The sequence below is a fragment of the Pseudomonas auratipiscis genome, from assembly GCF_036324085.1.
Classification (GTDB): domain Bacteria; phylum Pseudomonadota; class Gammaproteobacteria; order Pseudomonadales; family Pseudomonadaceae; genus Aquipseudomonas; species Aquipseudomonas auratipiscis.
The window spans coordinates 32,639-59,073 of record NZ_JAZDCU010000027.1; the positions used below are offsets into that span (position 1 = coordinate 32,639).

Consider the following 26,435-nt stretch of genomic DNA (forward strand, 5'->3'; position numbering starts at 1 on the left):
CGATCGCTTGCAGCTTGCAGCTTGCAGCTTTCAGAGCTCCGAGTGCCGGGTTTCTTTCAGGCACAGGACGGCAATCAGGCTTAACAGCGCTGCTGCCGAGACATACCCGCCAACCCAGCTCAAACCGCCCATCGTTACCAGCTTCTGGGCAAAGAACGGTGCAGCCGAAGCACCGACAATTCCGCCCAGGTTGTAGGCTGCCGAGGCGCCGGTATAACGCACGTGGGTCGGGAACAGTTCGGGCAGCAATGCGCCCATCGGGGCAAATGTCACGCCCATCAGAAACAGCTCGATGGCCAGGAACAGTGCCACCCCTGCAGTTGAGCCCGAGGTCAGCAACGGCTGCATGGTAAAGCCCGAAAGAATTGCCAGGATCGCACCGACGATCAGCACCGGTTTGCGCCCGTATTTGTCGCTCAACCAGGCCGACAGCGGCGTGGCCAGGGCCATGAACAGCACGGCGAAGCACAGCAGGCCGAGGAAGGTTTCGCGACTGTATCCCAAGGTGGACACGCCATAACTGAGCGAGAACACTGTGGATATATAGAACAGGGCGTAACACACCACCATGGCCGAGGCGCCGAGCAGAACCGGCATCCAGTAGTTGGCGAAAAGTTCGACCACCGGCATTTTCACCCGTTCGTGACGGGCAATGGCTTTGGCGAACACTGGAGTTTCTTCGAGCTTGAGCCGTACATACAGGCCAACAATGACCAGTGCTGCGCTGAGCAGGAAGGGAATGCGCCAGCCCCAACTGCGGAACTGCTCGTCGGTCAGCGTCATGGCGAGGGTCAGGAATAGGCCGTTGGCGGCCAGAAAGCCGATTGAAGGCCCAAGCTGGGGGAACATGCCAAACCAGGCACGCTTACCTTTGGGCGCGTTTTCAGTGGCCAGCAGTGCTGCGCCGCCCCATTCACCGCCCAGGCCCAAGCCCTGGCCAAAACGCAGTACGCACAACAGGATCGGTGCCCAGGCCCCGATGCTGTCGTAGCCCGGCAGTACACCGATCAGGGTGGTACAGACCCCCATCAGCAGTAGCGATGCCACCAAGGTGGATTTACGTCCGATGCGGTCGCCGAAGTGGCCGAATAGGGCTGAACCCAGGGGACGAGCGAGGAAGGCAATACCAAAGGTGAGAAAGGCCGAAAGCATCTGGGCGGTGCCAGAGGTCTGCGGAAAGAACACCGGGCCAATCACCAGGGCGGCGGCGGTGGCGTAGACATAAAAGTCGTAGAACTCGATGGCGGTGCCGATGAAGCTGGCGGTTGCCACTCTCGCCGGCGAATTGCCGGGGCTGGCCTGGGCCGTTTCGGCGTAGGTGCTGCTGGTTGTCATGCGATTATCCCTGACAGTCGAGTACTCCATGGGCGCAGTAGCTGTCCTGCACAGGCAGGTAGCAGCGGGCAGGCGCCGGAGCATATTGTTGTTGGTCGCGTGACTGAGCATACGCCCGTTGGGGATAGGGGCGGCGCGGGCAATCTTCGGGGGTGTGAAGCAGTGCCGGAAAAATGCGCATTATTCAGTGATGCGGGCTGGCCGGGAGACGCAGGGTGCGGGTAGCAAGCGAGACGGCCAGGCTGGGTAAGCGTTGGCCGAGTATAGCTAGCGAGTTACCGTCCAGACCAGTATGCGACTGGCACAATTGTCTTCTGTTTCGAGAATTTCCAGCCGGTAACGACCAATTTTCAGACATACCGCGCTGGCCGGGATACTTTCCAGGGCTTCGGTGACCAGGCCATTTAGCGTTTTCGGGCCATCGCTGGGGAGGTGCCAACCCAGGCTGCGGTTCAGCTCGCGGATCGACACCGTTCCTTCGATGACGAAGCGCCCATCGGCTTGAGGGTGGATGTGCGGATTGTCCAGGCTGTGCTCGTCTTCGAATTCGCCGACGATTTCTTCGAGAATGTCTTCCAGGGTAACGATGCCCAGCACTTCGCCATACTCATCGACCACTACGCCGAGGCGCCGTTGTTGCTTGTGAAAGTTGAGCAACTGCAGTTGCAAGGGGGTGCTTTCAGGCACGAAGTAGGGGTCGTAGCAGGCTGCCTGCAGGGCTTCGCGGGTCAATTCGGCCTTGGGCAGCAAATGGCTGATCAGCTTGGTGTTGAGTATGGCTTCAACCTGGTTGATGTCGCTGTGATAGACCGGCAGGCGCGTGTGACGGCTGATGATCAGCTGTTCGATGATCTGCTCGATCGGGTCGTCGAGATTGATGCCGTCGACATCATTGCGCGGTACCAGAATGTCGTTGACAGTGATTTTGTCCAGGGCCAGCAGGCTTTCGGGAAGATTGAGGCGGTAGTCGGCATGCAGTTGTTCTTCTGGGGCAGTATCGTAGCTGCCCTGGTCGTGCAGGGTCACCGCGTGGGGCTGAACCCGAAACGGACGCAGCAGCACTCGCGCACAGCCATCGAGTAGCCAGGCCAGGGGCTGGAGCATCTTCAATGGCGCTTTGAGCAAGCTGTTGCCCAAGGTAATGAACGTCTGTGGATTGCGCCGCGCCAATTGCCGTGGCAGGTACTCGGCCAGGATCAGTACAAGGGCTGCGCCTGCCAGGCCGCTAAGCCAGAAACCTTGTTCGCCGCTATAGCGTTGACCCAGCAGGCAGGCCAGAGCCAGGACCAGCAACTTGCCCAGGGTCGAGCAGAGCACCAGCGATTGTGGTGCGACCGCCAGTTCCGGATGTTCGTCCGTCAGACCGTTGCGTCGCGCGCTGTTGAGTTGCTGCTGGGCGGCGTCCACCGCAGTGAATATTGCCGACCAGAGCAGCGCCAGGGCCAGAATGCCAAGCAAGGGTCCTAACGGCAGTTCGTCCATTTACCTGTGCCTGTCAGATATGCAGGATGAATTCACGCACCAGCTTGCTCCCGAAGTAGGCAAGCATCAGCAGGCAGAAACCGGCCAGGGTCCAGCGGATTGCCTTGTGGCCACGCCAACCAAGGCGGGTGCGGCCCCACAGCAATACGCTGAAGACTATCCAGGCCAGGCACGCCAACAGGGTCTTGTGTACCAGGTGTTGGGCAAACAGATTGTCGAGGAACAGCCAGCCGGATATCAGCGATAGCGACAACAAGCCCCAGCCGGTCCAGAGAAAGCCGAACAGCAAGCTTTCCATGGTCTGCAGTGGGGGGAAGTTGCGGATCAGGCCGGAAGGATGCTTGTGCTTGAGCTGGTGGTCTTGCACCAGCAACAGCAACGACTGGAACACGGCGATGGTAAACAGTCCGTAAGCCAGTATCGACAGCAGTATATGCGCGAGGATACCGGTCTCTTCGTTGATCAGCGGTACTGTTCCCGATGGTGCGAACTGGGCCATCAGCGCCGTGGCCATGCCTAGCGGAAACAGCAGCACCAAAAGGTTTTCCACCGGGATGCGCAGGCAGGCCAGCAGCGTGAGGGTGATCACCGCCATTGCGATCAGGCTGGCAGCACTGAAGAAGTCCAGGCTCAGCCCCAGAGGCGTGAGCAACTGCCAGAACAGTGCGGTGCCCTGGGAAATGACCGCAAGCGCGCCAAGCAGGCCGAGCAGGCGTTTGTCGGCCTTGGCACCTTGCGCCAGACGGGAGCCTTGATAGAGGGTCGCGGCGGCATACAGGCAGGCGGCGATAAGATTGGGTAGCAAGCTGGGTGACAAGGGGAGCATAAGTCCTGTTAGGCAAGCCCGAAAAGAATTGAGTTTGGCATAGAACGCGCCTGCCAAGGAAGACTGTCAGCCGACGGCGAGGTGTGCGCTTGCCCGAGTCTTCGTTATAATCGCCGATCTGCCCCTGCCCAAGGCCCGTCGAATACGCCAGAGGCAGCTGATAAACCTCGGTTCTACAGAACCTGAAAGGATCACCATGTTTGAAAACCTGACCGACCGTCTGTCACAGACGTTGCGCCATGTCACTGGCAAGGCCAAGCTGACCGAAGACAACATCAAAGACACCCTGCGTGAAGTGCGCATGGCGTTGCTCGAGGCTGACGTCGCCCTGCCGGTGGTCAAGGATTTCGTCAACAAAATCAAGGAACGTGCGGTCGGCACCGAAGTGTCGCGTAGCCTGACGCCAGGCCAGGCGTTCGTGAAGATCGTTCAAGCCGAACTTGAAGGCTTGATGGGCGCCGCCAACGAAGACCTGACGCTCAATGCCGCCCCTCCGGCCGTGGTGCTGATGGCGGGCTTGCAGGGCGCGGGCAAGACCACCACTGCCGGCAAACTGGCGCGCTTCCTCAAGGAGCGCAAGAAAAAATCGGTAATGGTTGTGTCGGCCGACGTTTACCGTCCTGCTGCAATCAAACAGCTGGAAACCCTGGCAACCGACATCGGCGTTACTTTCTTCCCGTCTGATATCAGCCAGAAGCCAGTGGCTATCGCTGAAGCCGCCATTCGCGAAGCCAAGCTGAAATTCATCGACGTGGTGATCGTCGATACCGCAGGTCGCTTGCACATCGACGCCGAGATGATGGCCGAGATCAAGGACCTGCACGCTGCCGTCAAGCCGATCGAGACGCTGTTCGTCGTCGATGCCATGACCGGCCAGGACGCGGCCAACACCGCCAAGGCCTTTGGTGATGCGTTGCCGCTGACCGGCGTGATCCTGACCAAGGTCGATGGTGATGCCCGTGGCGGTGCGGCGCTCTCGGTGCGTGCCATCACCGGCAAGCCGATCAAGTTCATCGGTATGGGTGAGAAGAGCGAAGCGCTCGAACCGTTTCACCCGGACCGTATTGCCTCGCGCATCCTGGGTATGGGTGATGTGCTCAGCCTGATCGAACAGGCCGAACAGACCCTCGACAAGGAAAAGGCCGACAAGCTGGCCAAGAAGCTGAAGAAAGGCAAAGGCTTCGACCTCGAAGACTTCCGTGACCAGCTGCAACAAATGAAGAACATGGGCGGCCTCGGCGGCCTCATGGATAAACTGCCAAGTATCGGCGGGGTAAACCTGGCGCAAATGGGCAATGCCCAAGGCGCAGCCGAAAAGCAGTTCAAGCAGATGGAAGCGATCATCAACTCGATGACCCCGGCCGAGCGCCGCGACCCTGAACTGATCAGTGGTTCGCGCAAGCGCCGGATCGCCCTGGGTTCCGGCACCCAGGTGCAGGACATTGGTCGCTTGATCAAGCAGCACAAGCAAATGCAGAAAATGATGAAGAAGTTTTCTGCCAAAGGTGGCATGGCGAAAATGATGCGCGGCCTGGGCGGAATGATGCCCGGCGGTGGCATGCCAAAGCTGTAACCTGATTCAGGTTGTCGGTGCATGTCGCACCGACGACCGGAACCTGCGCCGGGCCGAAGTTAACATTCTTGGTCCGTGCGGTAGGACACTGTTGCCTTATATAGAGGCAGCGTTATTCGCAGATCGACAGGCGGGCCTTTTTGCTTGAGCTAAAAAGGCATTTGCAAAAGTCCGTGTATTCCTTGAGAATATGCGGCCTTTCGGGCACCCGTGTGCCCGCTGTGCATTATGATTTGCAGCACCGACTACAGGAACGATGTTCAATGCTAACCATCCGTCTTGCCCGTGGTGGCTCTAAAAAGCGCCCATTCTACACCCTGACCGTGACCGACTCGCGTAACCCAGTTACCGGTTCGCACATCGAGCAGGTTGGTTTCTTCAACCCTATCGCTCGTGGCCAGGAAGTTCGTCTGTCCGTTAAGCAAGACCGCGTTGCTCACTGGTTGAGCGTTGGCGCGCAGCCGTCTGAGCGCGTTGCTCAGCTGCTGAAGGACGCTGCCAAGGCTGCTGCCTGAGCAATATGAACGCGACGCCAGAAAGTGCTGACGATTTGATCGTTGTCGGCAAGATTTTTTCGGTTCACGGCGTTCGCGGCGAAGTGAAGGTTTATTCCTTTACTGATCCGATTGAAAACCTGTTGGGGTACCGCAACTGGACGCTTCGGCGCGAAGGCGTGGTGAAACAGGTCGAGCTGGTCAGTGGCCGTTCCACTCAAAAGGATCTGGTCGCCAAGCTCAAAGGCCTCGACGATCGTGATGAAGCGCGTCTTCTGAGCGGTTATGAGATTTGTATCTCGCGAAGCCTTCTGCCCAACCTGTCTAGCGACGAGTACTACTGGTACCAGTTGGTAGGCCTGAAAGTCATCAACCAGGACGAACAACTGTTCGGCAAGGTTGATCACCTGTTGGAGACCGGCGCGAATGATGTATTGGTGGTCAAGCCCTGCGCAGGCAGCCTGGATGATCGCGAGCGGTTGTTGCCCTATACAGAGCAATGCGTGCTGGCAATCGACCTGGATGCAGGCGAAATGAGGGTGGAATGGGACGCGGACTTCTAAGCAATGGCCAGCCTGCGCGTAGACGTCATCACGCTGTTTCCCGAGATGTTCTCGGCCATCAGTGAGTACGGCATTACCAGCCGAGCGGTAAAACAGGGGTTGTTGCAATTGACCTGCTGGAACCCGCGGGACTACACCACAGATCGACACCATACGGTGGATGATCGGCCTTTTGGCGGTGGTCCAGGCATGGTGATGAAGATCAAGCCTCTGGAAGATGCCCTGGTGGATGCAAGGCAGGCAACCGGAGAGGCGGCAAAGGTAATTTACCTGAGCCCACAAGGCCGCAAGCTGACTCAGTCGGCGGTCAAGGACCTGGCGAAGCACGAATCGTTGATTCTGATAGCCGGTCGTTATGAAGGCATTGACGAGCGTTTTATTGATGCTCATGTCGATGAAGAGTGGTCGATTGGTGATTATGTGTTGTCCGGTGGTGAGCTGCCGGCGATGGTCCTGATTGATGCGGTTACGCGGCTGCTGCCCGGAGCTTTAGGGCATGCGGACTCGGCGGAGGAAGATTCCTTCACTGACGGTCTGCTTGATTGCCCGCACTACACCCGACCGGAGGTGTATGCGGATCAGCGTGTTCCCGACGTGTTGCTTAGTGGCAACCATGCACATATCCGGCGATGGCGTTTACAGCAGTCCCTTGGGCGGACCTATGAACGACGCGCCGATCTTCTGGAAAGTCGCTCACTTTCTGGAGAAGAGAAGAAGCTGCTGACGGAATACCTCCGTGAGCGGGACGATAGTTAACGTATCGATGGTAAATCCAATTGATTTACCTTAGGAGCACAGCATGACTAACAAAATCATCCTTGCACTCGAAGCAGAGCAGATGACCAAAGAGATCCCGACCTTTGCCCCGGGCGACACCATCGTCGTTCAGGTGAAAGTGAAGGAAGGCGATCGTTCGCGTCTGCAGGCTTTCGAAGGCGTTGTCATCGCCAAGCGTAACCGTGGTGTGAACAGTGCTTTCACTGTTCGTAAAATCTCCAACGGTGTTGGTGTTGAGCGTACTTTCCAGACCTACAGCCCGCAAATCGACAGCCTGGCCGTGAAACGTCGTGGTGACGTGCGTAAAGCCAAGCTGTACTACCTGCGCGACCTGTCCGGTAAAGCCGCTCGCATCAAGGAAAAACTGTCCTGATGACAGTTTGACCGGTGGCTGCGGCCACCATGCGAAAAAAGCAGCCTTCGGGCTGCTTTTTTGTTGTCTGTAATTTGTCCCAGATGTGAAGTTTATGAGTTCAAGAGAGCAGGAAATCGAACGCCGTACCGAACTGTCGGTAACTCGCGTTACCAAGGCGGTGTTCCCGTCCACCACAAACCATCACAACACCTTGTTCGGTGGTACCGCTTTGGCCTGGATGGATGAAGTATCGTTTATCGCTGCCACGCGTTTTTGCCGGTTGCCGCTGGTGACTGTGTCCACTGACCGAATCGATTTCAAGCATCCGATTGCTGCTGGTTCCATTGTTGAGTTGGTCGGGCGGGTGGCGACGGTAGGCAACACCAGCCTCAAGGTCGAGGTTGAAGTGTTTGTCGAAAGCATGAGCTGTGACAGTCGCGAGAAGGCGATCCATGGCCTGTTCAGCTTTGTGGCTATCGACGAAGACAAGCGCCCGGTGCCGGTGTTGCCAGGGTTTTGAACTCACCCTGGGCACGCAGCGGCTGAGTGCAGGGCAGATGGGCTAACGACCATCATTCAACTTCGGGCTGGATCAATGCCACCACCGTCCAGCCCGCGCTTGGCTTGAGCACGCTTTCTGGGCCAAACACATGCACCCAGCCGCTGCTGTCTCGAGCAAACAGCAAGGTCGCACGTTGGCCATGCAACGCCTGGTAGTCCTCCCAACCAAAGGTCTCGGTCAGGTGGGTGCTGTACAGCTCAGCGCCCTGGTGCAGGCGGTTGGCCAGTTGTACATAGGTCAGCTCCTGGCTGCCGAGAACGTGTCCGCGATGTTCATTGCTGGCGCGGTGCTTGTCGCTGCGGCGCGCTTCCAGGCCGCTGGCGAGCACAAACAGGCGTGCATGGCCAAAGTCATGGCGAAAGCGCGCACAGGCCAAGGTGTTCAGCTCTCCAGAAGGCGAAAGTCCGAGCAGATGCCCCAAACCGACCAGGTCCAGGTGGGCATCGGCATGTTGCGAGGCCGGGTTGCCAAAGTAGGTGGGCAGCCCTTCCATGCGTGCTGCGCGGATGTTCTCCCAGCTCGAATCGGTCAGCAATACGCGGCAGTCCAGTTGCTGCAATGCCTTGGCGATGGTCCTGGCCGGTGGGTTGGCGCCAACGATTAGAAAGCCGCTGGGCGCGGGTTCGGCAACCTTGAGCATGCGTGCCAGGGGGCGCGCTGTGGCGCTTTGCAGCACGACTGTGCCGATAATAACGGCAAAAGTCAGCGGTACCAGCAGTAGGGCGCCCTGGTGTCCGGCTTCATGCAGACGAATGGCGAAGATTGCCGACACCGCCGCTGCCACGATTCCGCGGGGGGCGATCCAGCTCAGCAAGGCACGTTCTCTCCAGTTCAGTTGCGAGCCCCAGGTTGATAGCGCCACGTTCAATGGCCGCGCGATCAGCTGGATCACCAACAGCAGGGCCAATACCGCCGGGCCAAGGCCAAGCAGTGCATTGAGATCCAGGCGAGCGGCGAGGAGGATGAACAGGCCTGATATCAGCAAGACGCTGAGGTTTTCCTTGAAGTGCAGGATTTGCCGGACGTCCACCCCTTTCATGTTGGCCAGCCACATACCCATGATGGTCACCGCCAGCAGGCCGGACTCATGCATGACCTGGTTGGCGGCAATGAAGATCCCCAGCACGGCGGCCAGAGAGGCGAGATTGTGCAGGTATTCGGGGAGCCACTGCTCGCGCATGACCTGCCCAAGTATCCAGCCACCGGCTGCGCCGAAGGCACTCCCGCAGAGAATCACGCCGGCAAAGGTCATCAGGCTCTGGCTCAGGCCGTTACCGGCCGCGCTGGCAATGATGAAGCTGTATACCACCACTGCCAGCAGGGCGCCGATCGGGTCGATGACAATGCCTTCCCAACGCAGGATATTGGCAATCGTGGATTTGGGGCGCACCACGCGCAGCATCGGCACAATGACCGTGGGGCCGGTGACCAGTGTCAGGGTGCCGAACAGGGTCGCCAGTAACCAGTCGAAACCGAGCAGCCAGTGGGTAGCGACGGTGATGATTATCCAGGTAGACAGTGCGCCGAGGGTTACCATGCGCCGGACAACCGTGCCGATTTCGCGCCATTGCGACAGGTGCAGGGTCAGGCTGCCTTCGAACAGAATCAGCGCAACCGCCAGTGAAACGAGGGGCATCAGCAGTGGGCCGAACATCTGTTGTGGGTCAAGCCAACCAAGAATCGGCCCGGCAAGAATGCCGCTGAGCAGCAGAAAGAGGATCGCAGGCAGTTTCAGGCGCCAGGCCAGCCACTGGCAGGCGAGGGCGGCACCACCGATGCCGCCGAAAGTCAGCAATATTTGTTGATCGTTCATTCCAATTCCCTATGCCGACCGTGTTGTGGAAGACTAGCGGCAATTTTCCGATTTTGTCTTTTGCCTTCGAGTTGTCATGCCCGCACTAGAGCATCCTCTGATAGACCAGTTCCTCGATGCCCTGTGGCTGGAGAAGGGCCTGTCCGACAATACCCGCGACGCTTATCGAAGTGACCTGGCCTTGTTCAATGGCTGGCTCCAGGAGCAAGGCGTCGCGTTGCCCGCTGCTGGTCGTGAGTTGATTCTCGATCATCTGGCCTGGCGCCTGGATCAAGGCTACAAGCCTCGTTCTACTGCACGTTTTCTCTCCGGTGTGCGTGGCTTTTATCGTTATTTGCTCAGGGAAAAGCTGATCGGCATCGATCCAACCCTGCAGGTCGACATGCCCCAGTTGGGACGGCCATTGCCCAAGTCTTTGTCCGAGGACGACGTGGAGGCGTTGCTACAAGCGCCGGACCTGAGCGAGCCGATTGGTCAGCGCGACCGGGCAATGCTGGAGGTTCTCTATGCTTGTGGTTTGCGTGTAACCGAACTGGTGAGCCTGACCCTGGACCAGGTCAATCTACGCCAGGGCGTATTGCGCGTGATGGGTAAAGGCAGCAAGGAGCGCCTGGTGCCGATGGGGGAAGAGGCGGTGGTGTGGATCGAGCGCTACCTGCGCGATGGGCGCATCGAAATGCTCGGCGGTCGCCCAAGCGATGTGTTGTTTCCCAGCCTGCGTGGCGAGCAGATGACCCGGCAGACCTTCTGGCACCGCATCAAGCACCAGGCTCAGGTCGCCGGCATCGGTAAAAGCCTTTCGCCGCATACCTTGCGCCATGCTTTTGCCACTCATTTACTCAATCACGGCGCCGACCTGCGTGTGGTGCAGATGTTGCTCGGACACAGCGACCTGTCCACCACGCAAATCTATACCCATGTGGCCCGTGCGCGATTGCAGGAGTTGCATGCGCGCCATCATCCACGTGGCTGAGTGCACCGCGCATGTGTCGCCTGGGGGCGGTCTGCGCGGGGATGTTGTGGTAGGCTTGGACGGTTTGCATCAAGGGCCGTTCGACCGCCGTTATTTCAAGACGCGCGTTGCTCACCGGCTCTTTGCCCGCCTTCAGGAGTTCCCATGCGCGTGACCCAGATTATCGCCACCGCCGCCCTGGCGTTGGTCAGTACTTTTGCTGCTGCTACCGATACCGCCGAGCAGACGATCCGCAAGACCCTGCAAACCCTGGAGTTGGGCTTGCCGGTTGAAAGTGTTGCCTCCAGCCCGTTGAACGGCCTTTACGAAGTGAAGCTGCAGGGCGGTCGGGTACTGTACGCCAGCCCCGACGGCCAGTTCGTCATGCAGGGCTATCTCTACCAGATCCAGGACGGTAAGCCGGTCAACCTGACTGAAAAAACCGAGCGTCAGGCCATCGCCAAGACCATCAATGCTATTCCAGCCGCAGAGATGGTGGTTTATCCTGCCAAGGGCGAAACCAAATCGCACATCACTGTGTTTACCGACACTACCTGCCCGTACTGCCACAAGCTGCATGCCGAAGTTCCCGAGTTAAACCGCCGCGGTATTGAAGTGCGCTATGTAGCCTTCCCGCGTCAGGGTCTCGGCTCCGCGGGCGATGAACAACTGCAAGCCGTCTGGTGCTCCAGCGACCGCAAGGGCGCTCTGGACAAGATGATCGACGGCAAAGAAATCAAAGCTGCCAAATGTGCCAATCCGGTCAGCAAACAGTTCCAGTTGGGCCAGTCCATTGGTGTCAACGGTACCCCGGCCATCGTTCTTGAAGACGGCCAGGTAATCCCGGGTTATCAACCGGCACCACAGGTAGCCAAGCTGGCATTGGCCGGCGGTAAATAATTCAACAAGCGAGCCGTCACCATGGGGAGACGGCTGATATCACGGACGGCTTAGCGCCGTTCGTTCAATGGGGAGTTCACAGTGAAACCGGTCAAAGTAGGCATCTGTGGGTTGGGGACCGTCGGTGGCGGTACCTTCAATGTACTTCAGCGTAACGCCGAGGAAATCGCCCGTCGTGCCGGGCGTGGTATCGAAGTGGCGCAGATTGCCATGCGTTCGCCAAACCCGAATTGCCAGATTACCGGTACCCCCATTACCGCTGATGTATTCGAGGTCGCAACGAACCCGGAAATCGACATTGTCATCGAGCTGATTGGCGGCTACACCATTGCCCGTGATCTGGTGCTCAAGGCGATCGATAACGGCAAGCATGTTGTCACCGCCAACAAGGCGCTGATTGCCGAGCATGGCAATGAAATCTTCGCCAAGGCACGCGAAAAGGGCGTTATCGTTGCCTTCGAAGCAGCCGTAGCCGGTGGCATTCCCGTGATCAAGGCAATTCGTGAAGGACTGTCGGCCAACCGCATCAACTGGGTAGCGGGGATCATCAACGGTACCGGCAACTTCATTCTCACCGAGATGCGTGAGAAAGGCCGTGCCTTCCCTGACGTGTTGGCCGAAGCCCAGGCCCTGGGCTATGCCGAAGCCGACCCAACCTTTGACGTCGAAGGTATCGATGCTGCGCACAAGCTCACCATCCTGGCTTCCATTGCCTTTGGTATTCCGCTGCAGTTCGACAAGGCCTACACCGAAGGCATCACCAAGCTGACGACTGCCGATGTGAACTACGCAGAAGCGCTTGGCTACCGTATCAAGCACCTGGGCGTTGCCCGCAGCACTGCCAACGGCATCGAGCTGCGCGTACACCCCACGCTGATTCCATCCGATCGCCTGATTGCCAACGTCAATGGCGTAATGAACGCTGTCATGGTCAACGGCGATGCCGCTGGCTCCACCTTGTTTTACGGCGCTGGCGCTGGCATGGAACCTACCGCATCCTCGGTGGTGGCCGACCTGGTCGATGTGGTCCGGGCCATGACCTCCGATCCGGAGAATCGCGTGCCGCACCTGGCCTTCCAGCCGGACTCGCTGTCGGACCACCCGATCCTGCCGATCGAAGCCTGCGAATCAGCGTATTACCTGCGTATCCAGGCCAAGGATCACCCAGGCGTACTCGCCCAGGTGGCCAGCATCTTGTCTGAGCGGGGCATCAACATCGAATCGATCATGCAGAAGGAAGTCGAGGAACAAGACGGCCTGGTGCCGATGATCCTGCTTACCCATAGCGTGGTCGAGCAACGCATGAACGATGCGATCACCGCCCTGGAAGCGTTGCAGGACGTGGTCGGCAACGTGGTACGTATCCGCGTCGAACAACTCAGTTAACTTTAGTTGCAAGTCATAGGCTGCAAGCGGCAGGCAGGGAGCAACGCGCTCCTGCTTGAAGCTTGAAGCCTGAAGCTTGAAGCCCAAACCGAAGGTTTGTCCTTATGCGTTATATCAGTACCCGCGGCCAGGCACCGGCCCTGAATTTCGAAGATGTGCTGTTGGCTGGTCTGGCCAGTGATGGCGGCTTGTATGTGCCGGAAAACCTTCCACGGTTCACCCAGGAAGAGATCGCTTCCTGGGCTGGCCTGCCGTATCACGAGCTGGCTTTTCGGGTGATGCGCCCGTTCGTCACCGGCAGCATTGCCGATGCCGACTTCAAGAAGATCCTCGAAGAAACCTATGGCGAGTTCGCTCACGCCGCTGTCGCCCCCCTGCGTCAATTGGGCAGCAACGAATGGGTATTGGAGCTGTTCCACGGCCCGACCCTGGCCTTCAAGGACTTTGCCCTGCAACTGCTGGGGCGCCTTCTTGATCACGTACTGGTCAAGCGCGGCGAGCGCGTAGTGATCCTCGGCGCTACCAGTGGTGACACAGGTTCGGCTGCGATCGAAGGCTGCCGTCGCTGCGACAACGTCGATATTTTCATTCTGCATCCGCATCAACGTGTCTCCGAGGTTCAGCGTCGGCAGATGACCACCATCTTCGGCGAGAACATCCACAACATTGCCATCGAAGGCAACTTCGACGACTGCCAGGAAATGGTCAAGGCCAGCTTCGCTGACCAGAGCTTCCTCAAGGGTACCCGCCTGGTGGCGGTAAACTCGATCAACTGGGCACGCATCATGGCCCAGATCGTTTACTACTTCCATGCGGCCCTGCAACTGGGTGGCCCGGCGCGTTCGGTTGCATTCTCGGTGCCGACCGGCAACTTCGGTGACATCTTCGCCGGTTACCTGGCGCGTAACATGGGTCTGCCGATCAGCCAACTGATCGTCGCCACCAACCGCAATGACATCCTGCACCGCTTCATGAGTGGCAACCAGTACGTCAAGGAAACCCTGCACGCGACCCTGTCGCCGTCGATGGACATCATGGTTTCGTCCAACTTCGAACGCCTGTTGTTCGATCTGCATGGTCGTAACGGTGCAGCAATTGCCGACCTGATGGACAACTTCAAACAAGGTGGCGGCTTCAGCGTTGAACAGGATCGCTGGACCGAGGCGCGCAAATTGTTCGACTCGCTGGCTGTCGATGATGCGCAAACCTGCGAAACCATTGCCGAAGTCTTTGCCCAGACCGGTGAAGTACTCGACCCGCATACCGCAATCGGGGTCAAGGCAGCACGCGAATGCCGGCGCAGCCTGGACACGCCGATGGTGGTGCTCGGTACTGCCCACCCGGTCAAGTTCCCCGAGGCCGTCGAGAAAGCTGGCGTGGGTAAAGCGCTTGAGCTGCCAGCGCACCTGAACGATCTGTTCTCGCGGGAAGAGCGCTGCACGGTTCTGGCCAACGACTTGAAGGCTGTTCACGCGTTCGTCGCGCAGCATGGCAACCGCGGCAAGCCGTTGTGATCATCCGATAGACACCCAGAAAAACCCGTCTCTGACGGGTTTTTTTGTTTTTACTGGCCTGAACCAGACGAGAGCGACGAGGAACCGATGAGCAAATGGCAGCAACGATCAATAGGGCTGGTGATAGCCTGCCTGTTGTGGGCCTGCGCAGGTGCATGGGCATTGGCTGCACAGCTACCTTTCACCTTGGTGCCCCCGTTCATCAGCCTCCAGCCGATGCCGTTGAATCAGGTCGAACGCCAGTGGCTTGGACCTTCACGAGTGTTACGGGTGGGCATTTCCTTTGCCGACTACGAACCTGTCGACATAACTATCGACCGTAACCGCTATCAGGGTATCAGTGCCGATTACTTGAGCCTGGTCGCGGCCCGCCTGGGAGTGCAGACTCAGGTTCTGGCGTTTGCCAGACGCGAGGAAGCAATCAAGGCGCTGCAGGAAGGCGAAATCGATGTGCTGACCAGCGCCAACGGATTCGAGCGCAGTGTGCCTGACCTGGTGTTTACCCGTGACTACATTCCGGACCGCTCCATGGTCGTGGTGCGCGGCGGTGCGCCGGTTCCACAAGCGTCACTGGCTGGGAAAAAAATCGCATTGCTCGATGGCTATGCCGATTTCCAGCAAATGCAGCGAGATTACCCTCAGAGCAAGGTAATCCTTGCACCCACCCTCAGCAGCGCGCTGGAAGCGCTGCGCCAGGGTGAGGTCGATGCGTTCATTGGTAACGAGGTCATCATTCGTGCCTATAACGGCTTGCGACCCTATCTCGGGTTGCAGGTGGTGGGCCCCAGTGCCTTGCCGCCGATAGGCTTTGCCTTTGCCATGCGCGCTGAGGATCGCACCTTGCGTGACGTGTTTGACCGCGCCTTGATCAGCATCGATGATTCGATTCGCGGTGAAATTCTTGCGCGCTGGACCTCGGGGCTGGGATCGGATGTAGCCCACAATCGGATCGAATTGACCGAACAGGAGCGTCAATGGATTACCCAGCATCCCACAGTGGCTGTGGTAGGCATTCAGTATCCGCCTTACCTGTTTCGCAATCGTCAGGGCGACTGGGTGGGTCTGAATAGCGATGTGCTGGCAACTATTGCGCAATTGACCGGCCTACAATTTCGCTTCACCGCTTCGACGTCCATCGCCCACAGTTTGGCATTGCTCAAGAGCGGCGAGGCAGACATGAGCACCACACTCAGTGACTCACCTGAGCGACGTGCGTTTCTTGACTTCAGCCATACCCTGGGTGGGCAGAGCTGGGTGTTTATTGTTCGCCAGCCTGACCTCGGTCCGGCTTCGCTGAACGAGCTGTCAGGACAAACGCTAGCGCTGCCAGCCAAGCATGCGCTGGAAAGCAGTATTCGTCAGTCTCATCCCGACATCCGCCTGTTGCTGGTGGACTCGCTGGAGCAAGCGCGGGAAAAGGTTCGCCGAGGCGAGGCCGTCGCGACCATCGACAGCGAAGTCGGTGCTTACATGGAGCTCAGTGACGATCCGACAATCAAGGTTGGCCGTGGCGTTGAGGGACAATGGGCGCCCGACCACTTTTCGGTGCGACGTAGCGCGCCGGAGCTCCTGAGTATTCTCAATAAAGCGCTGGAAGCCTTTCCGGTTGCCGAGCTTCGGGCATTGCGGATGCGATGGCTGGGGGCGCAGGCACCCCCAGCGTCGGCCTGGCAACGCATCGCACCTTGGGTTTATTGGGCTGTTGGCGCCGCAGTGCTGTTGGGTTTGGTGTCGCTGCTTTGGAGCAGTCGCTTGCGTGCCCAGATCCGCCAACGAGAGAAGGCGGAGGAGGCGCTGAACGATCAACTGGCCTTCAAGCGCGCGTTGCTCGACGGCATTCCCAATCCCATCTATGTGCGGGATTTAGAAGGGCGCTTGATCACCTGTAACAAAAGCTACGAACAGGCGTTCTCGTTGCGCCTGGAAGACGTCAAGGGGCGTCGCCTCACTGATATCGCAATGATTCCACCTGAGCTTGCAGATGAACTTCATGCTGACTACATAAAGTTGTTACAGGACTCTAAGCCGTTATTCGTCGATCGGCGCATCGAGTTGGACGGACAGTGTACTGAGGCCTATCAATGGACAGTGCCTTTCTACCGCGCTGACGGGCAGTTGCAGGGTTTGCTGGGGGGCTGGATCGACATCACCAAGCGTAAGCAACTGGAGGCCGACCTGATGCAGGCGCGCCAGCAGGCGGAACAAGCCAATCAGGCCAAAAGTACGTTTCTGGCGACGATGAGCCATGAGATTCGCACGCCCATTGCCGTGATCGTCGGCTTATTGGAACTGGAGCGGGAAACCGCTCTAGTCCAAGGCAAAGCGCCGTCGTCAGGGCTGGAGATGGCGTACCGAACGGCGAACGAGTTGATTGCCTTGATTGGCGACAGTTTGGATCTGGCCCGTATCGAGGCCGGTAGTTTGCAATTGGCACCGCAGGCAACCGCTCTGCTCCCTTTCGTTGAAGACATTGTCAGCCAGTTTCGAAACCAGGCTCAAACGCAAGGCTTGCACCTGCAATTGCAGGTTGCCGACGACGCACATGGCACGTATTGGTTCGATCCGTTGCGACTGCGCCAAGTACTGGTCAATTTGCTGGCTAATGCCCTCAAGTTTACTCATCTGGGCCGAGTGAGCCTGCAGGTAAGTCGCACCGGGGAAGATTCGCCAGCGGGTGTCGGGCTGCTTTTGAGCGTGTGCGACACGGGTATTGGCATCAGCGCCAAGCAGCAGTCAGAACTGTTCACCCCATTTGCCCAGGCCAATGCGCGCCTGGCTGCCGAGTACGGTGGGTCTGGCCTGGGGCTTAGTATCTGTCGGCAACTTGTGGAACTGATGGACGGTACCATCATCTTGCACAGCAATCCGGGCGAGGGGACCGAAGTACGGGTGACACTGACCCTTGAACCGCTGGTGCAGGCGCCGGTTGAAGCCACGGCAGTGGTTACGCTTCGCCAGGAAAGCCCGGTAAGGCGCATCCTGGTGGTTGACGACCTGTCTGCCAATCGCCTGGTTCTCAGCCAGCAACTGGCGTTTCTCGGGCATCAGGTGCAGGCGGTGAAAAATGGTCAGGAGGCGTTGGATGCCTGGCAAGCAGATCACTTCGATCTGGTAATGACAGATTGCAACATGCCAGTGATGAGTGGCTATGCCTTGGCCCGTAGTATTCGTCAGTTGGAAGGACGTATGCAGCGTTCGCCCACAGCCATAATCGGCTGCACCGCCAATGCCATGAAAGAGGAGCGCGAGCGCTGCCTGGCAGCGGGAATGGACGAACTGCTGGTCAAGCCGGTGTCCCTCAACCATCTGGCGGCCATGATCGAGGAGCAGGCGCCGGTGTGCAGCTTCCGCATGCAACTACTCCAACAAATGACTCAAGCCAATCACCAGGTGATGCGACGCATGCTGGAGGAGCTTAATAAAAATCTGATTGAGGAGCAGGGGTTGCTCGGCGAAGCAGCCGCGAGCCAGGCCGTGGGCGCTATCCGGATCTCCCTGCATCGGCTCGAGGGCATTGCTTGCTTGGTTGATGCAGTGCAGTTGGCGCAAGCGTGTTCTGCCTTGAGTCGAGCGTGTGCTGAAGGAAGCCCAGGCGCCTTGAATGGCGCGTGGGAGGAGATGAAGCGCGTGTTGTCGCAGCTCAACCGAGATATCGATAAGGAATTAGCGAAAATTCCGGTCCAACTTTAGGACTTGTCCGATAGGTTGCGGAGGGGTTCTTTCCTAAAGTGTCGCTCGCACATGTTTGCAGACGCGGGTAAGACTCATGCACTCACTCAAGGTTCTGATTCTAGAAGATCATCCTTTCCAACTTATGGCGTTGCATCAGATGCTCAATGCCATCGGCGTGTTTGACGTACTGACCGCTGACTCGGTTGAGGTCGCCCGGCAGACCCTGGCGCGTCGCGGTCGCGTTGACATTGCCATCTGTGACCTGCAGATGGACGGGCAAGATGGCCTGGCGTTGATCCGCCATCTGGCGGAAAACAATCTGGCCGCAGCGTTGATCATTCTCAGCAGCGCCGAGGCCTGTGTTATCGACAGTGTCGGCGTGCTGGCTCGGCAACTTGGACTGAAGGTGCTGGGTTGCCTGCAGAAACCGGCCAACAGCGTTGTCTTGAACCAGTTGTTCCGCCGCTACCTGGAGCAGGTTCAGGTCGAGCCCAGCCCTACCAGGCCGGTATTACAGTTGGAACTGTCGGAAGTCACTGCGGCTGAGTTGGCGCAGAGTAAAGATCAGTGGACCGTTCACTATCAGCCCAAGGTCTGCTTCGATGGCAAGCTGGTGGGCGTCGAGGCTTTGGTGCGATGGCAGCATCCTAGGCTGGGTATTTTGTCGCCCGCGCAGTTTTTTCCGCTTATCGAGCGCACTGACTTGTTCGATACCCTGTGTTGGCATGTTCTCGATCAAGCCCTGGCACTGAGTGCGCAGCATCAGGCCTGCGCGGGTAAGGCATTGCCGGTAGCGGTAAATATCGCTCCCGATCTATTGGTTCGAGATGATTTTCACGACCAGGTGAAGTCAGCGCTGGATCGTCACGAAGCTCCAGCAAGCGCGTTGACCCTGGAAATCGTCGAAACCGCCGGCAGTGCATTGGATAACCAACAGCTCGAAGGGTTGCTGCGCTTGCGGATTCTGGGTTGTCAGTTGTCTATCGATGATTTCGGTACGGGCGTTTCCAATGTCCAGCGATTGCTGGAGCTGCCGTTCAGTGAGTTGAAACTGCCGAGCGAGTTCGTTCGCGGCATGGCCCACGACGGGCGCAAGGCTGCGGTGGTGGCTGGCGCCCTGATGATGGCGCGGCGCATGAACTTGAATGTAGTGGTTGAAGGCGTGGAAACCGCTGATGATTTGCTGGCACTCAAGGACCTTGGACAACCGGTCATGCAGGGGTATTTCATCGCCCGTCCCATGCCCGAGGCAGAACTGCAGCAATGGATGGATGAGCGCACGCGATTCAACCGCCAGGCCATTGCCTGAGGCACTGTTCAGGTCAGGCCATTTTCCTGCAGATAAAGGTAAAGCGCCGCATCGTTGCTTACGCCTAGCTTGCGCATGGCGCTGACCTTCTGGGAACTGACAGTCTGCTTGCTGCGACTGAGCAGTGCCGCAATCTGGTTCACCGTGTGACCAGCGGCAAGCAACCGGGTGACTTCAAGTTCTTTGGGGGAAAGTGGATCTTTGTCCGCCATCCTGTCTTCGCGTACTGCACCGTCCTGCATTAGCAGATGCTGGACTGAAGCAGCCAGATAAACCTTGCCCCGCGACATGCTGCCAATCGCTTGGGGAAGTTCGTCAGCCAGGCTGGCCTTGCTCAAAAGGCCGCTCACACCCAAGCCGAGCATCGCTCTGAACAGTCCGGCATTGTTGAGCATGGTCACCACCAGGATCGGCAACTGCGGGTGCTGTCGGCGAATCTGCTCGAGTAGTTTCAGACCATCGTTCTGCTGGTCCACCGGCATCATGAAGTCGGTTACCAGTATGTCGCATTCCACGGCCTGCAGATGAGTCATGAGTTCCAGTGGGCTTGCTGCCTGGGCGACCACTTTTACGTTGGGTATCTGTTCAAGGACGGCCTGTAGCCCGATGCGAAAGATCGGATGATCGTCTGCCAGGACGATACGCAAGGGCGACTGTGCAGAGGTGCTCAAATTGCGGCTCCGGTAGACCAATGGAAAGACTCGGGCTGTCTGTGAATGAACCTTTGCCCCGCTAGGTAATCAGAACGTGTAAGGCCAGTTGAATGGCATTTTGCTCCGATGTCTTTCAACTGTCGCTAAAAGTCCTACGGGGCTTTTGTTTAACCCTGAGCGGTCTCCCCAACGTTCGGGGTTTCTTTTTGCCTGCTCATTGGGGGGCGACGAAGAACCGCCGACTGTCTTCGAGGTAGTGCTCGCGTAGCTCCGGATCCAGCCACTGGGCATACAGATTGGGCAGGGTGTCGCGACGCAAGCTGTCGAGCAGTTGATTGATATGGCTGACGGCCTCGCGTCCCTGGGGGGTATCGGCACAGCCCACGTGAATGAACTGATAGCGTGCCACACCTTGGATGGGGTAGAAGCCGTAGTCGGCTACGGTCCACCCTTGTTGCTTGATCAGGTAGCGAACCTCCGGCCAATAGCCGAGCAACAGTTGCAGGCGTTCGCGCTTTTGCATCTGTAGCAGGTTGGTAACGGCATCATTGCCGAAATGACGACTGAGGGTTGCCGATGGCACTGTTTTGAGCAAAGTGTCGACTGAAGGGCTGTAACTGCGTTCTGCAACTACTCCCAGTTTGAGTTCGGTGTCTTCGAGCAATTTGCGCAGGTCGATCTCACCCTTGTTCAGAAAAGGGGTAAGCAGTTGCTGGTCCTTCTGTCGGACCACCAGGCCACTGCTGAGTACGCCCAGGCTGGGTTGCGAGAAGTGTATGTACTTGGCTCGTTCAGGGGTCCAGAGCAGCATCGGGTCGCAGGTGAAGCGTCCCTCCTGCAGCATCTGGTTACCGCGAGCGCGGTTGACCCGAAGAATACTGTGATCGTACTCAGGCATTTTTTCGATCAGCATCGGCAGCAGTTGATCGACGATACCCTGACCTTTGCTCGAGCCCTCGAAGACGGTCAGCGGCGGTAGATCACGCAGCAGCCAGACAAGATGTTCCTTGGCCCAGGCCGCACCCGGAATGCCGGCCCCCATCAGGGTACAGAAGGCCCATACCAGCAGCGTACGACAGCGTTGTTGCCTGCGTCGGGTCATATACGAGTCTCCACCGTCGGGCTGCTCACCGGGCCAGGCGCAATGTTTACACCGCGCCTTGCTGACGCAGACGAGCAATCTCTGCCCCGTCGTAACCCAGCTCACCTAGCAATTGCTCGGTATGTGCGCCTAGTTCCGGCCCCACCCATTCGCTGGAGCCTGGCGTCTGCGACAGCTTGGGCACGATGCCGGGCATCTTGAATGGCTTGCCGTCCGGCAGCTTGGCTTGCAGGAACATCTCCCGAGCGAGGAACTGCGGGTCACTGAACATATCTTCGGCACTGAAGATTCGACTGGCCGGCACTTGGGCGTCGTTGAGCAGTTGCATCAGCGCATCCAACGGCAACGTGCGGGCCCAGCGATCGATGACGCCATAGAGTTCATCGCGGCGCAGGTCACGCCCGTCGTTGCTGGCCAAGGTCGGATCGTCGGCAAGATCCTGGCGCCCGATGGCTTGCATGAAACGCTTGAAAATCGCATCGCCGTTGGCCCCGATCTGTACATGCTTGCCATCGGCACTGGTATGGATCGAGGAGGGGGTAATGCCCGGCATGATGTTGCCGGTACGTTCGCGAATAAAACCAAACACGTCGAACTCGGGCACCATGCTTTCCATCATCGCGAAAATGGCTTCATACAGCGCCACATCCACCACTTGGCCTTCTCCGCCGTTGACTTCGCGATGACGTAGCGCCATCAGCGCGCCGATCACCCCCCAGAGCGCGGCAATCGAGTCGCCAATGGAGATGCCGGTCCGTACCGGCGGACGGTCGTCGAAACCGGTGATATAGCGCAGGCCACCCATGGATTCACCGACGGCACCAAAGCCGGGCTGATCTTTCATTGGGCCGGTCTGGCCGAAACCTGAAAGCCGCACCATGACCAGTTTCGGATTCAGGGCGTGCAGTGTGTCCCAGCCCAGTCCGAGCTTTTCCAGCACACCGGGGCGGAAGTTTTCGATAAGGATGTCGGCTTCGGACAACAGCTTCTTGAGAATTTCGATGCCTTCGGCATGCTTGAGGTTGAGCGTCAGAGACTGTTTGTTCCGCGCCTGCACAAACCACCACAGCGAGGTGCCTTCATACAACTTGCGCCACTTGCGCAAAGGGTCACCGCCATCGGGTGACTCGACCTTGATGACCTGGGCGCCGAATTCTGCGCAGATGCGCGAGGCAAACGGGCCGGCGATCAAGGTGCCGAGTTCGATGACTTTGAGGCCGGCGAGGGGTTTGCTGGGCGTAGGCATGGGGCGTCCGTAGCAACTGGTCAGAACCCCCGTTTTTATCATAGCTGGGCGCGCTCAGATACTGCCGCGGCGCAAGGAACATGCGGATCGGTTAGACTGGGCGACTTTCCCTGTCGCAAGAAGCCCCGTCCATGGCCCAGCCGTCCACTACCTACAAATTTGAACTGAACCTCACCGACCTCGACCGCGGCGTGTACGAAAGCGTAAAGCAGACCATCGCCCGTCATCCGTCGGAAACCGAGGAGCGTATGGCCGTTCGGTTGCTGGCCTATGCCCTGTGGTACAACGAACAGCTGTCGTTCGGGCGGGGTCTTTCAGATGTGGATGAAGCAGCCCTGTGGGAAAAAAGCCTGGACGATCGCATCCTGCACTGGATCGAAGTAGGGCAGCCGGACGCTGACCGCCTGACCTGGTGTTCGCGTCGTACCGAACGCACCAGCCTGCTGGCCTATGGCAGCCTGCGGGTGTGGGAGACCAAGGTACTCCCGGCTGTCAAAAACCTGAAGAACGTGAATATTGCAGCGGTACCGCAGGAGGTTCTCGAGACCCTGGCCACCGACATGCCGCGGGCGATCAAGTGGGACGTAATGATTAGCGAAGGCACGGTGTTCGTTACCGATGACCGTGGCCAGCACGAAGTCCAGCTGCAGTGGCTGCTTGGCGAGCGCGGCTGATTTTTTCCCTTCATCCATAGAGAAGCTTTTACTGCCCCATGCGCATCGAATCGCGTCCCCTGCCAGTTAATTTGCCGTTCCTTGGCGACTTGCCGCCGCTGTTGACCCGCTTGTACGCCGCCCGTGGCGTACAAAGTGCGGCCGAACTGGACAAAAGCCTGGCGCGACTGCTGCCTTATCAGCAACTCAAGGGCATTGGGGCGGCAGTAGACCTGCTGGTAGAAGCCCTGGCTCAGCGCCAGCGTATCCTGATTGTTGGCGACTTCGACGCCGATGGTGCCACGGCCAGCACGGTAGGGGTGCTGGGCTTGCGCTTGCTGGGAGCGGCCCATGTCGATTATCTGGTGCCCAATCGCTTCGAGTATGGCTATGGACTTACCCCTGAAATCGTCGAAGTTGCGCTGCAGCGCCAGCCGCAACTGCTGATTACCGTGGATAACGGCATCTCCAGTGTGGAAGGAGTGGCCGCGGCCAAGGCGGCCGGCCTGAAAGTGTTGGTGACCGATCACCATTTGCCGGGCCATGACCTGCCCGCCGCCGATGCCATCGTCAATCCAAACCAGCCGGGTTGCGAGTTCCCGAGCAAGGCGCTTGCCGGAGTCGGGGTTATTTTCTATGTGCTGATGGCCTTGCGCGCTCGTTTGCGCAGCCTTGGCCATTACGACAATGCAGCACAACCGAATATTGGCGAATTGCTCGATTTGGTGGCGCTGGGTAGCGTTGCCGACGTCGTGCCGCTGGATGCCAACAACCGTATCCTGATTCATCAGGGGCTTGAGCGGATCAGGGCGGGGCGGGCACGACCGGGGCTCAAGGCCATCCTGGAGGTCGCCCGACGTGATCATGCGCGGATCACGTCCACTGACCTTGGTTTCATTCTCGGCCCGCGCCTGAACGCAGCCGGTCGTCTGGATGACATGAGCCTGGGTATCGAATGCTTGCTCAGCGACGATCCAAATCTGGCACGTGAGATGGCTGGGCAGCTCGATGAGTTGAACCAGGACCGCAAATCCATTGAGCAGGGCATGCAGCGCGAGGCACTCGCTCAGCTCAAGGACCTGCCGCTGGAATCCATGCCTTTCGGCTTGTGCCTGTTCGAAGCGGATTGGCACCAGGGCGTGATCGGTATTCTTGCTTCGCGCCTCAAGGAACGTTACCACCGTCCTACCATTGCTTTTGCCGACGCCGGCGAGGGCATGCTCAAAGGTTCAGCCCGTTCGGTGCCAGGCTTTCACATTCGTGACGCACTGGATGCAGTGGCCGCTCGTCATCCGCAACTGATCAGCAAATTCGGTGGTCATGCCATGGCCGCGGGTCTGTCGTTGCCCGGCGAAAACTTCCCGGCCTTTGCCCAGGCATTCGACGAAGAAGTTCGCCGGCAACTGTGCGAGGACGATTTGACCGGTCGCCTGCTTTCCGATGGCACCCTGGCCGTCGAGGAATTTCATCTGGAACTGGCCCGTGCCCTGCGTCATGCCGGGCCATGGGGACAACATTTTCCCGAGCCGCTGTTTCATGGGGTATTCCAGTTGGTCGAGCAGCGGGTGGTCGGCGAACGGCACCTCAAAGTCGTGCTCAAAAGCGAGTGTGGTTCGGTGAAGCTCGACGGCATCGCGTTCGGCGTGGACCGTGATGTCTGGCCGAATCCAACGGTGCGCTGGGTCGAGCTGGCCTTCAAATTCGACGTCAACGAGTTTCGCGGGCAGGAAAGTGTGCAATTGATGATCGCTCATATGGAGCCACGCTGAACCCTAGGATCAAAGTGGTCTAGGCTCAGAATGATTGGTCGATGAACCTGCGGGGAAGATTCTGTGGTCGACCGGTCAACCATCTGGAGCCTTACCACTTGATTTGAGAGGTGCCCCATGAGCCTGCTGCTTGATCCCTACACCCTGCGTCACCTGACCTTGCCCAACCGAATTGCAGTTTCACCCATGTGCCAGTATTCCAGTGTCGATGGCCTGGCCAATGATTGGCACCTGGTCCATCTGGGTAGCCGGGCGGTGGGGGGCGCTGGGCTGATTTTTACCGAAGCAACAGCCGTTACTGCTGACGGACGAATCACCGCCCAGGATCTGGGGTTGTGGGACGATGCGCAGATCCCGCCGTTGCAGCGCATTACCCGCTTCATTACCGCCCAGGGCGCCGTGCCGGGCATTCAACTGGCTCATGCCGGGCGCAAGGCCAGTACCTATCGACCCTGGCTTGGCAAGCATGGCAGCGTCAAGGTGGAGGAGGGCGGCTGGATCCCCATGGGACCGTCGAAAATCGCCTTTGATCCGCAGCACACTGCGCCCGTGGAAATGACTCAGGAGCAGATCGACGAGACCATCCAGGCCTTTGCGGACGCAGCCAGGCGCGCGCTGGAGGCGGGCTTCAAAGTGGTCGAGGTGCATGCCGCGCATGGTTATCTGCTGCATCAGTTTCTTTCACCCTTGAGCAATCAGCGCCGCGACGACTATGGCAGCAGTTTCGAAAATCGCATTCGCTTGACCTTGCAAGTGACCGAAGCGGTTCGGGAAGTGTGGCCAGAGGAATTGCCGTTGTTCGTGCGCCTGTCGGCTACCGACTGGGTGGAGGATGGCTGGAACCCGGATGAAACCGTAGAGCTGGCCAAGCGCTTGAGAAAGCTGGGTGTGGACCTGATCGATGTGTCATCGGGCGGCACCTCGGTCAACGCCGAGATCCCTACGGGTCCTGGGTATCAGACGCAATTTGCTGCGAAAGTGCGCGAGGAGTCAGGCATTGCCACGGGGACGGTTGGGATGATTACCGATCCCATGCAGGCTGAAACTATCCTGCGCACGGCCCAGGCCGATATCATTTTCCTGGCCCGGGAACTGTTGCGCGATCCGTACTGGCCGTTGCATGCGGATGATGATCTGGGGGGGAATCGGGCGACCTGGCCGGCACAGTATCAGCGTGCCACCAGTCGGGCTAATCCCATTCATGAGTCTGATTTGCGTGACTGAATTGGGGGGCAAGCTTGCTGTCATTGACTGGCTTTCAGCAGAGCGTATGTGATCGGGGCGAGCTTTTTGGCGATCCAGTTTTGTCGCAAGTGCAGCCGGTGGTGGTGGTGGTGGTGGTGGTGGTGGTGGTGGTGGTGGTGGTGGGCTTGTGATGAGGCTCTTCGATTTGGGGCTGATCCGTTTGCGCGGGTGGCGCTTAGTCACCTTTGCGCCCTTACGGCGCCTTACTTTGGCAGTCGCCCCAAAGTAAGCAAAGGGCTTGCCCCACCAGGGGC

General features: G+C 58.6%; 23 protein-coding genes. 16 read left to right on the forward strand and 7 right to left on the reverse strand.

Annotated elements, in window-relative coordinates:
* Positions 1-30: 30 nt before the first annotated feature.
* From V0R60_RS25115 to V0R60_RS25125, 3 genes are all read right to left on the reverse strand, one after another.
* Positions 31-1,335, reverse strand: a complete 1,305-nt coding sequence (locus tag V0R60_RS25115) for an MFS transporter (protein WP_330080874.1) — start codon at positions 1,333-1,335, stop codon at positions 31-33.
* A 267-nt stretch (positions 1,336-1,602) separates the two neighbouring features.
* A complete protein-coding gene (locus tag V0R60_RS25120; protein WP_330080873.1) occupies positions 1,603-2,817 on the reverse strand; it encodes a transporter associated domain-containing protein in 1,215 nt (404 codons plus the stop codon).
* Between the two features lie 13 nt (positions 2,818-2,830).
* On the reverse strand, positions 2,831-3,643 hold the full coding sequence (locus V0R60_RS25125) for a cytochrome C assembly family protein (protein WP_136477893.1): 813 nt from the start codon (positions 3,641-3,643) through the stop codon (positions 2,831-2,833).
* Positions 3,644-3,839: 196 nt separating this feature from the next.
* Here V0R60_RS25125 and ffh point away from each other — a divergent pair, with 196 nt between their 5' ends.
* From ffh to V0R60_RS25155, 6 genes are all read left to right on the forward strand, one after another.
* Positions 3,840-5,216 carry a signal recognition particle protein gene (gene ffh, locus V0R60_RS25130; RefSeq protein ID WP_136477892.1) on the forward strand — a complete coding sequence of 459 codons (1,377 nt, stop codon included), beginning with the start codon at positions 3,840-3,842 and terminating at the stop codon, positions 5,214-5,216.
* Between the two features lie 263 nt (positions 5,217-5,479).
* Positions 5,480-5,731 carry a 30S ribosomal protein S16 gene (rpsP, locus tag V0R60_RS25135; RefSeq protein ID WP_136477891.1) on the forward strand — a complete coding sequence of 84 codons (252 nt, stop codon included), beginning with the start codon at positions 5,480-5,482 and terminating at the stop codon, positions 5,729-5,731.
* Positions 5,732-5,736: 5 nt separating this feature from the next.
* A complete protein-coding gene (rimM, locus tag V0R60_RS25140; protein WP_136477890.1) occupies positions 5,737-6,273 on the forward strand; it encodes a ribosome maturation factor RimM in 537 nt (178 codons plus the stop codon).
* Between the two features lie 3 nt (positions 6,274-6,276).
* A complete protein-coding gene (trmD, locus tag V0R60_RS25145; RefSeq protein ID WP_136477889.1) occupies positions 6,277-7,029 on the forward strand; it encodes a tRNA (guanosine(37)-N1)-methyltransferase TrmD in 753 nt (250 codons plus the stop codon).
* 43 nt (positions 7,030-7,072) lie between these two features.
* Positions 7,073-7,423: a 50S ribosomal protein L19 gene (gene rplS / locus V0R60_RS25150; protein ID WP_038996821.1), complete on the forward strand. Its 351-nt coding sequence runs from the start codon at positions 7,073-7,075 to the stop codon at positions 7,421-7,423.
* A 94-nt stretch (positions 7,424-7,517) separates the two neighbouring features.
* Positions 7,518-7,925 (forward strand): acyl-CoA thioesterase, encoded by a 408-nt coding sequence (locus V0R60_RS25155; protein WP_136477888.1) that lies wholly within the window; start codon positions 7,518-7,520, stop codon positions 7,923-7,925.
* A gap of 52 nt (positions 7,926-7,977) precedes the next feature.
* On the opposite strand, the gene V0R60_RS25160 is transcribed toward V0R60_RS25155, so the two are convergent.
* Positions 7,978-9,780: a cation:proton antiporter gene (locus V0R60_RS25160; protein WP_136477887.1), complete on the reverse strand. Its 1,803-nt coding sequence runs from the start codon at positions 9,778-9,780 to the stop codon at positions 7,978-7,980.
* A gap of 76 nt (positions 9,781-9,856) precedes the next feature.
* Here V0R60_RS25160 and xerD point away from each other — a divergent pair, with 76 nt between their 5' ends.
* From xerD to V0R60_RS25190, 6 genes are all read left to right on the forward strand, one after another.
* Positions 9,857-10,753: a site-specific tyrosine recombinase XerD gene (xerD, locus tag V0R60_RS25165; protein WP_136477886.1), complete on the forward strand. Its 897-nt coding sequence runs from the start codon at positions 9,857-9,859 to the stop codon at positions 10,751-10,753.
* Positions 10,754-10,897: 144 nt separating this feature from the next.
* The gene (gene dsbC / locus V0R60_RS25170) at positions 10,898-11,632 is read left to right on the forward strand and encodes a bifunctional protein-disulfide isomerase/oxidoreductase DsbC (protein ID WP_136477885.1); all 735 of its coding nucleotides are present in this window, start codon (positions 10,898-10,900) and stop codon (positions 11,630-11,632) included.
* Between the two features lie 81 nt (positions 11,633-11,713).
* Positions 11,714-13,018 (forward strand): homoserine dehydrogenase, encoded by a 1,305-nt coding sequence (locus V0R60_RS25175; protein ID WP_136477884.1) that lies wholly within the window; start codon positions 11,714-11,716, stop codon positions 13,016-13,018.
* Positions 13,019-13,122: 104 nt separating this feature from the next.
* Positions 13,123-14,532, forward strand: a complete 1,410-nt coding sequence (gene thrC, locus V0R60_RS25180) for a threonine synthase (protein ID WP_203542061.1) — start codon at positions 13,123-13,125, stop codon at positions 14,530-14,532.
* 87 nt (positions 14,533-14,619) lie between these two features.
* Positions 14,620-18,222 carry a transporter substrate-binding domain-containing protein gene (locus V0R60_RS25185; protein WP_330080872.1) on the forward strand — a complete coding sequence of 1,201 codons (3,603 nt, stop codon included), beginning with the start codon at positions 14,620-14,622 and terminating at the stop codon, positions 18,220-18,222.
* Positions 18,223-18,298: 76 nt separating this feature from the next.
* Entirely contained in the window at positions 18,299-19,513 is a 1,215-nt protein-coding gene (locus tag V0R60_RS25190; protein WP_136477882.1) for an EAL domain-containing response regulator, read from the forward strand.
* An 8-nt stretch (positions 19,514-19,521) separates the two neighbouring features.
* Here the strand turns inward: V0R60_RS25190 and V0R60_RS25195 are convergent, their stop codons facing one another.
* From V0R60_RS25195 to V0R60_RS25205, 3 genes are all read right to left on the reverse strand, one after another.
* Positions 19,522-20,184 (reverse strand): response regulator transcription factor, encoded by a 663-nt coding sequence (locus V0R60_RS25195; RefSeq protein ID WP_136477881.1) that lies wholly within the window; start codon positions 20,182-20,184, stop codon positions 19,522-19,524.
* A 196-nt stretch (positions 20,185-20,380) separates the two neighbouring features.
* Positions 20,381-21,268: a TIGR02285 family protein gene (locus V0R60_RS25200; protein ID WP_375547300.1), complete on the reverse strand. Its 888-nt coding sequence runs from the start codon at positions 21,266-21,268 to the stop codon at positions 20,381-20,383.
* Between the two features lie 46 nt (positions 21,269-21,314).
* Positions 21,315-22,514, reverse strand: coding sequence for a CaiB/BaiF CoA transferase family protein (locus tag V0R60_RS25205; RefSeq protein ID WP_136477880.1), 1,200 nt, complete (start codon positions 22,512-22,514; stop codon positions 21,315-21,317).
* A 131-nt stretch (positions 22,515-22,645) separates the two neighbouring features.
* Here V0R60_RS25205 and V0R60_RS25210 point away from each other — a divergent pair, with 131 nt between their 5' ends.
* The 4 genes from V0R60_RS25210 to V0R60_RS25225 all read left to right on the forward strand — a co-directional run bounded on the left by V0R60_RS25210 (position 22,646) and on the right by V0R60_RS25225 (position 26,312).
* On the forward strand, positions 22,646-23,188 hold the full coding sequence (locus V0R60_RS25210; RefSeq protein ID WP_136477879.1) for a YaeQ family protein: 543 nt from the start codon (positions 22,646-22,648) through the stop codon (positions 23,186-23,188).
* 38 nt (positions 23,189-23,226) lie between these two features.
* Positions 23,227-24,936 (forward strand): single-stranded-DNA-specific exonuclease RecJ, encoded by a 1,710-nt coding sequence (gene recJ, locus V0R60_RS25215; RefSeq protein ID WP_330080871.1) that lies wholly within the window; start codon positions 23,227-23,229, stop codon positions 24,934-24,936.
* Positions 24,937-25,053: 117 nt separating this feature from the next.
* Entirely contained in the window at positions 25,054-26,160 is a 1,107-nt protein-coding gene (locus V0R60_RS25220; RefSeq protein WP_136477877.1) for an NADH:flavin oxidoreductase/NADH oxidase, read from the forward strand.
* 14 nt (positions 26,161-26,174) lie between these two features.
* On the forward strand, positions 26,175-26,312 hold the full coding sequence (locus tag V0R60_RS25225) for a hypothetical protein (RefSeq protein ID WP_330080870.1): 138 nt from the start codon (positions 26,175-26,177) through the stop codon (positions 26,310-26,312).
* Positions 26,313-26,435: the final 123 nt, after the last annotated feature.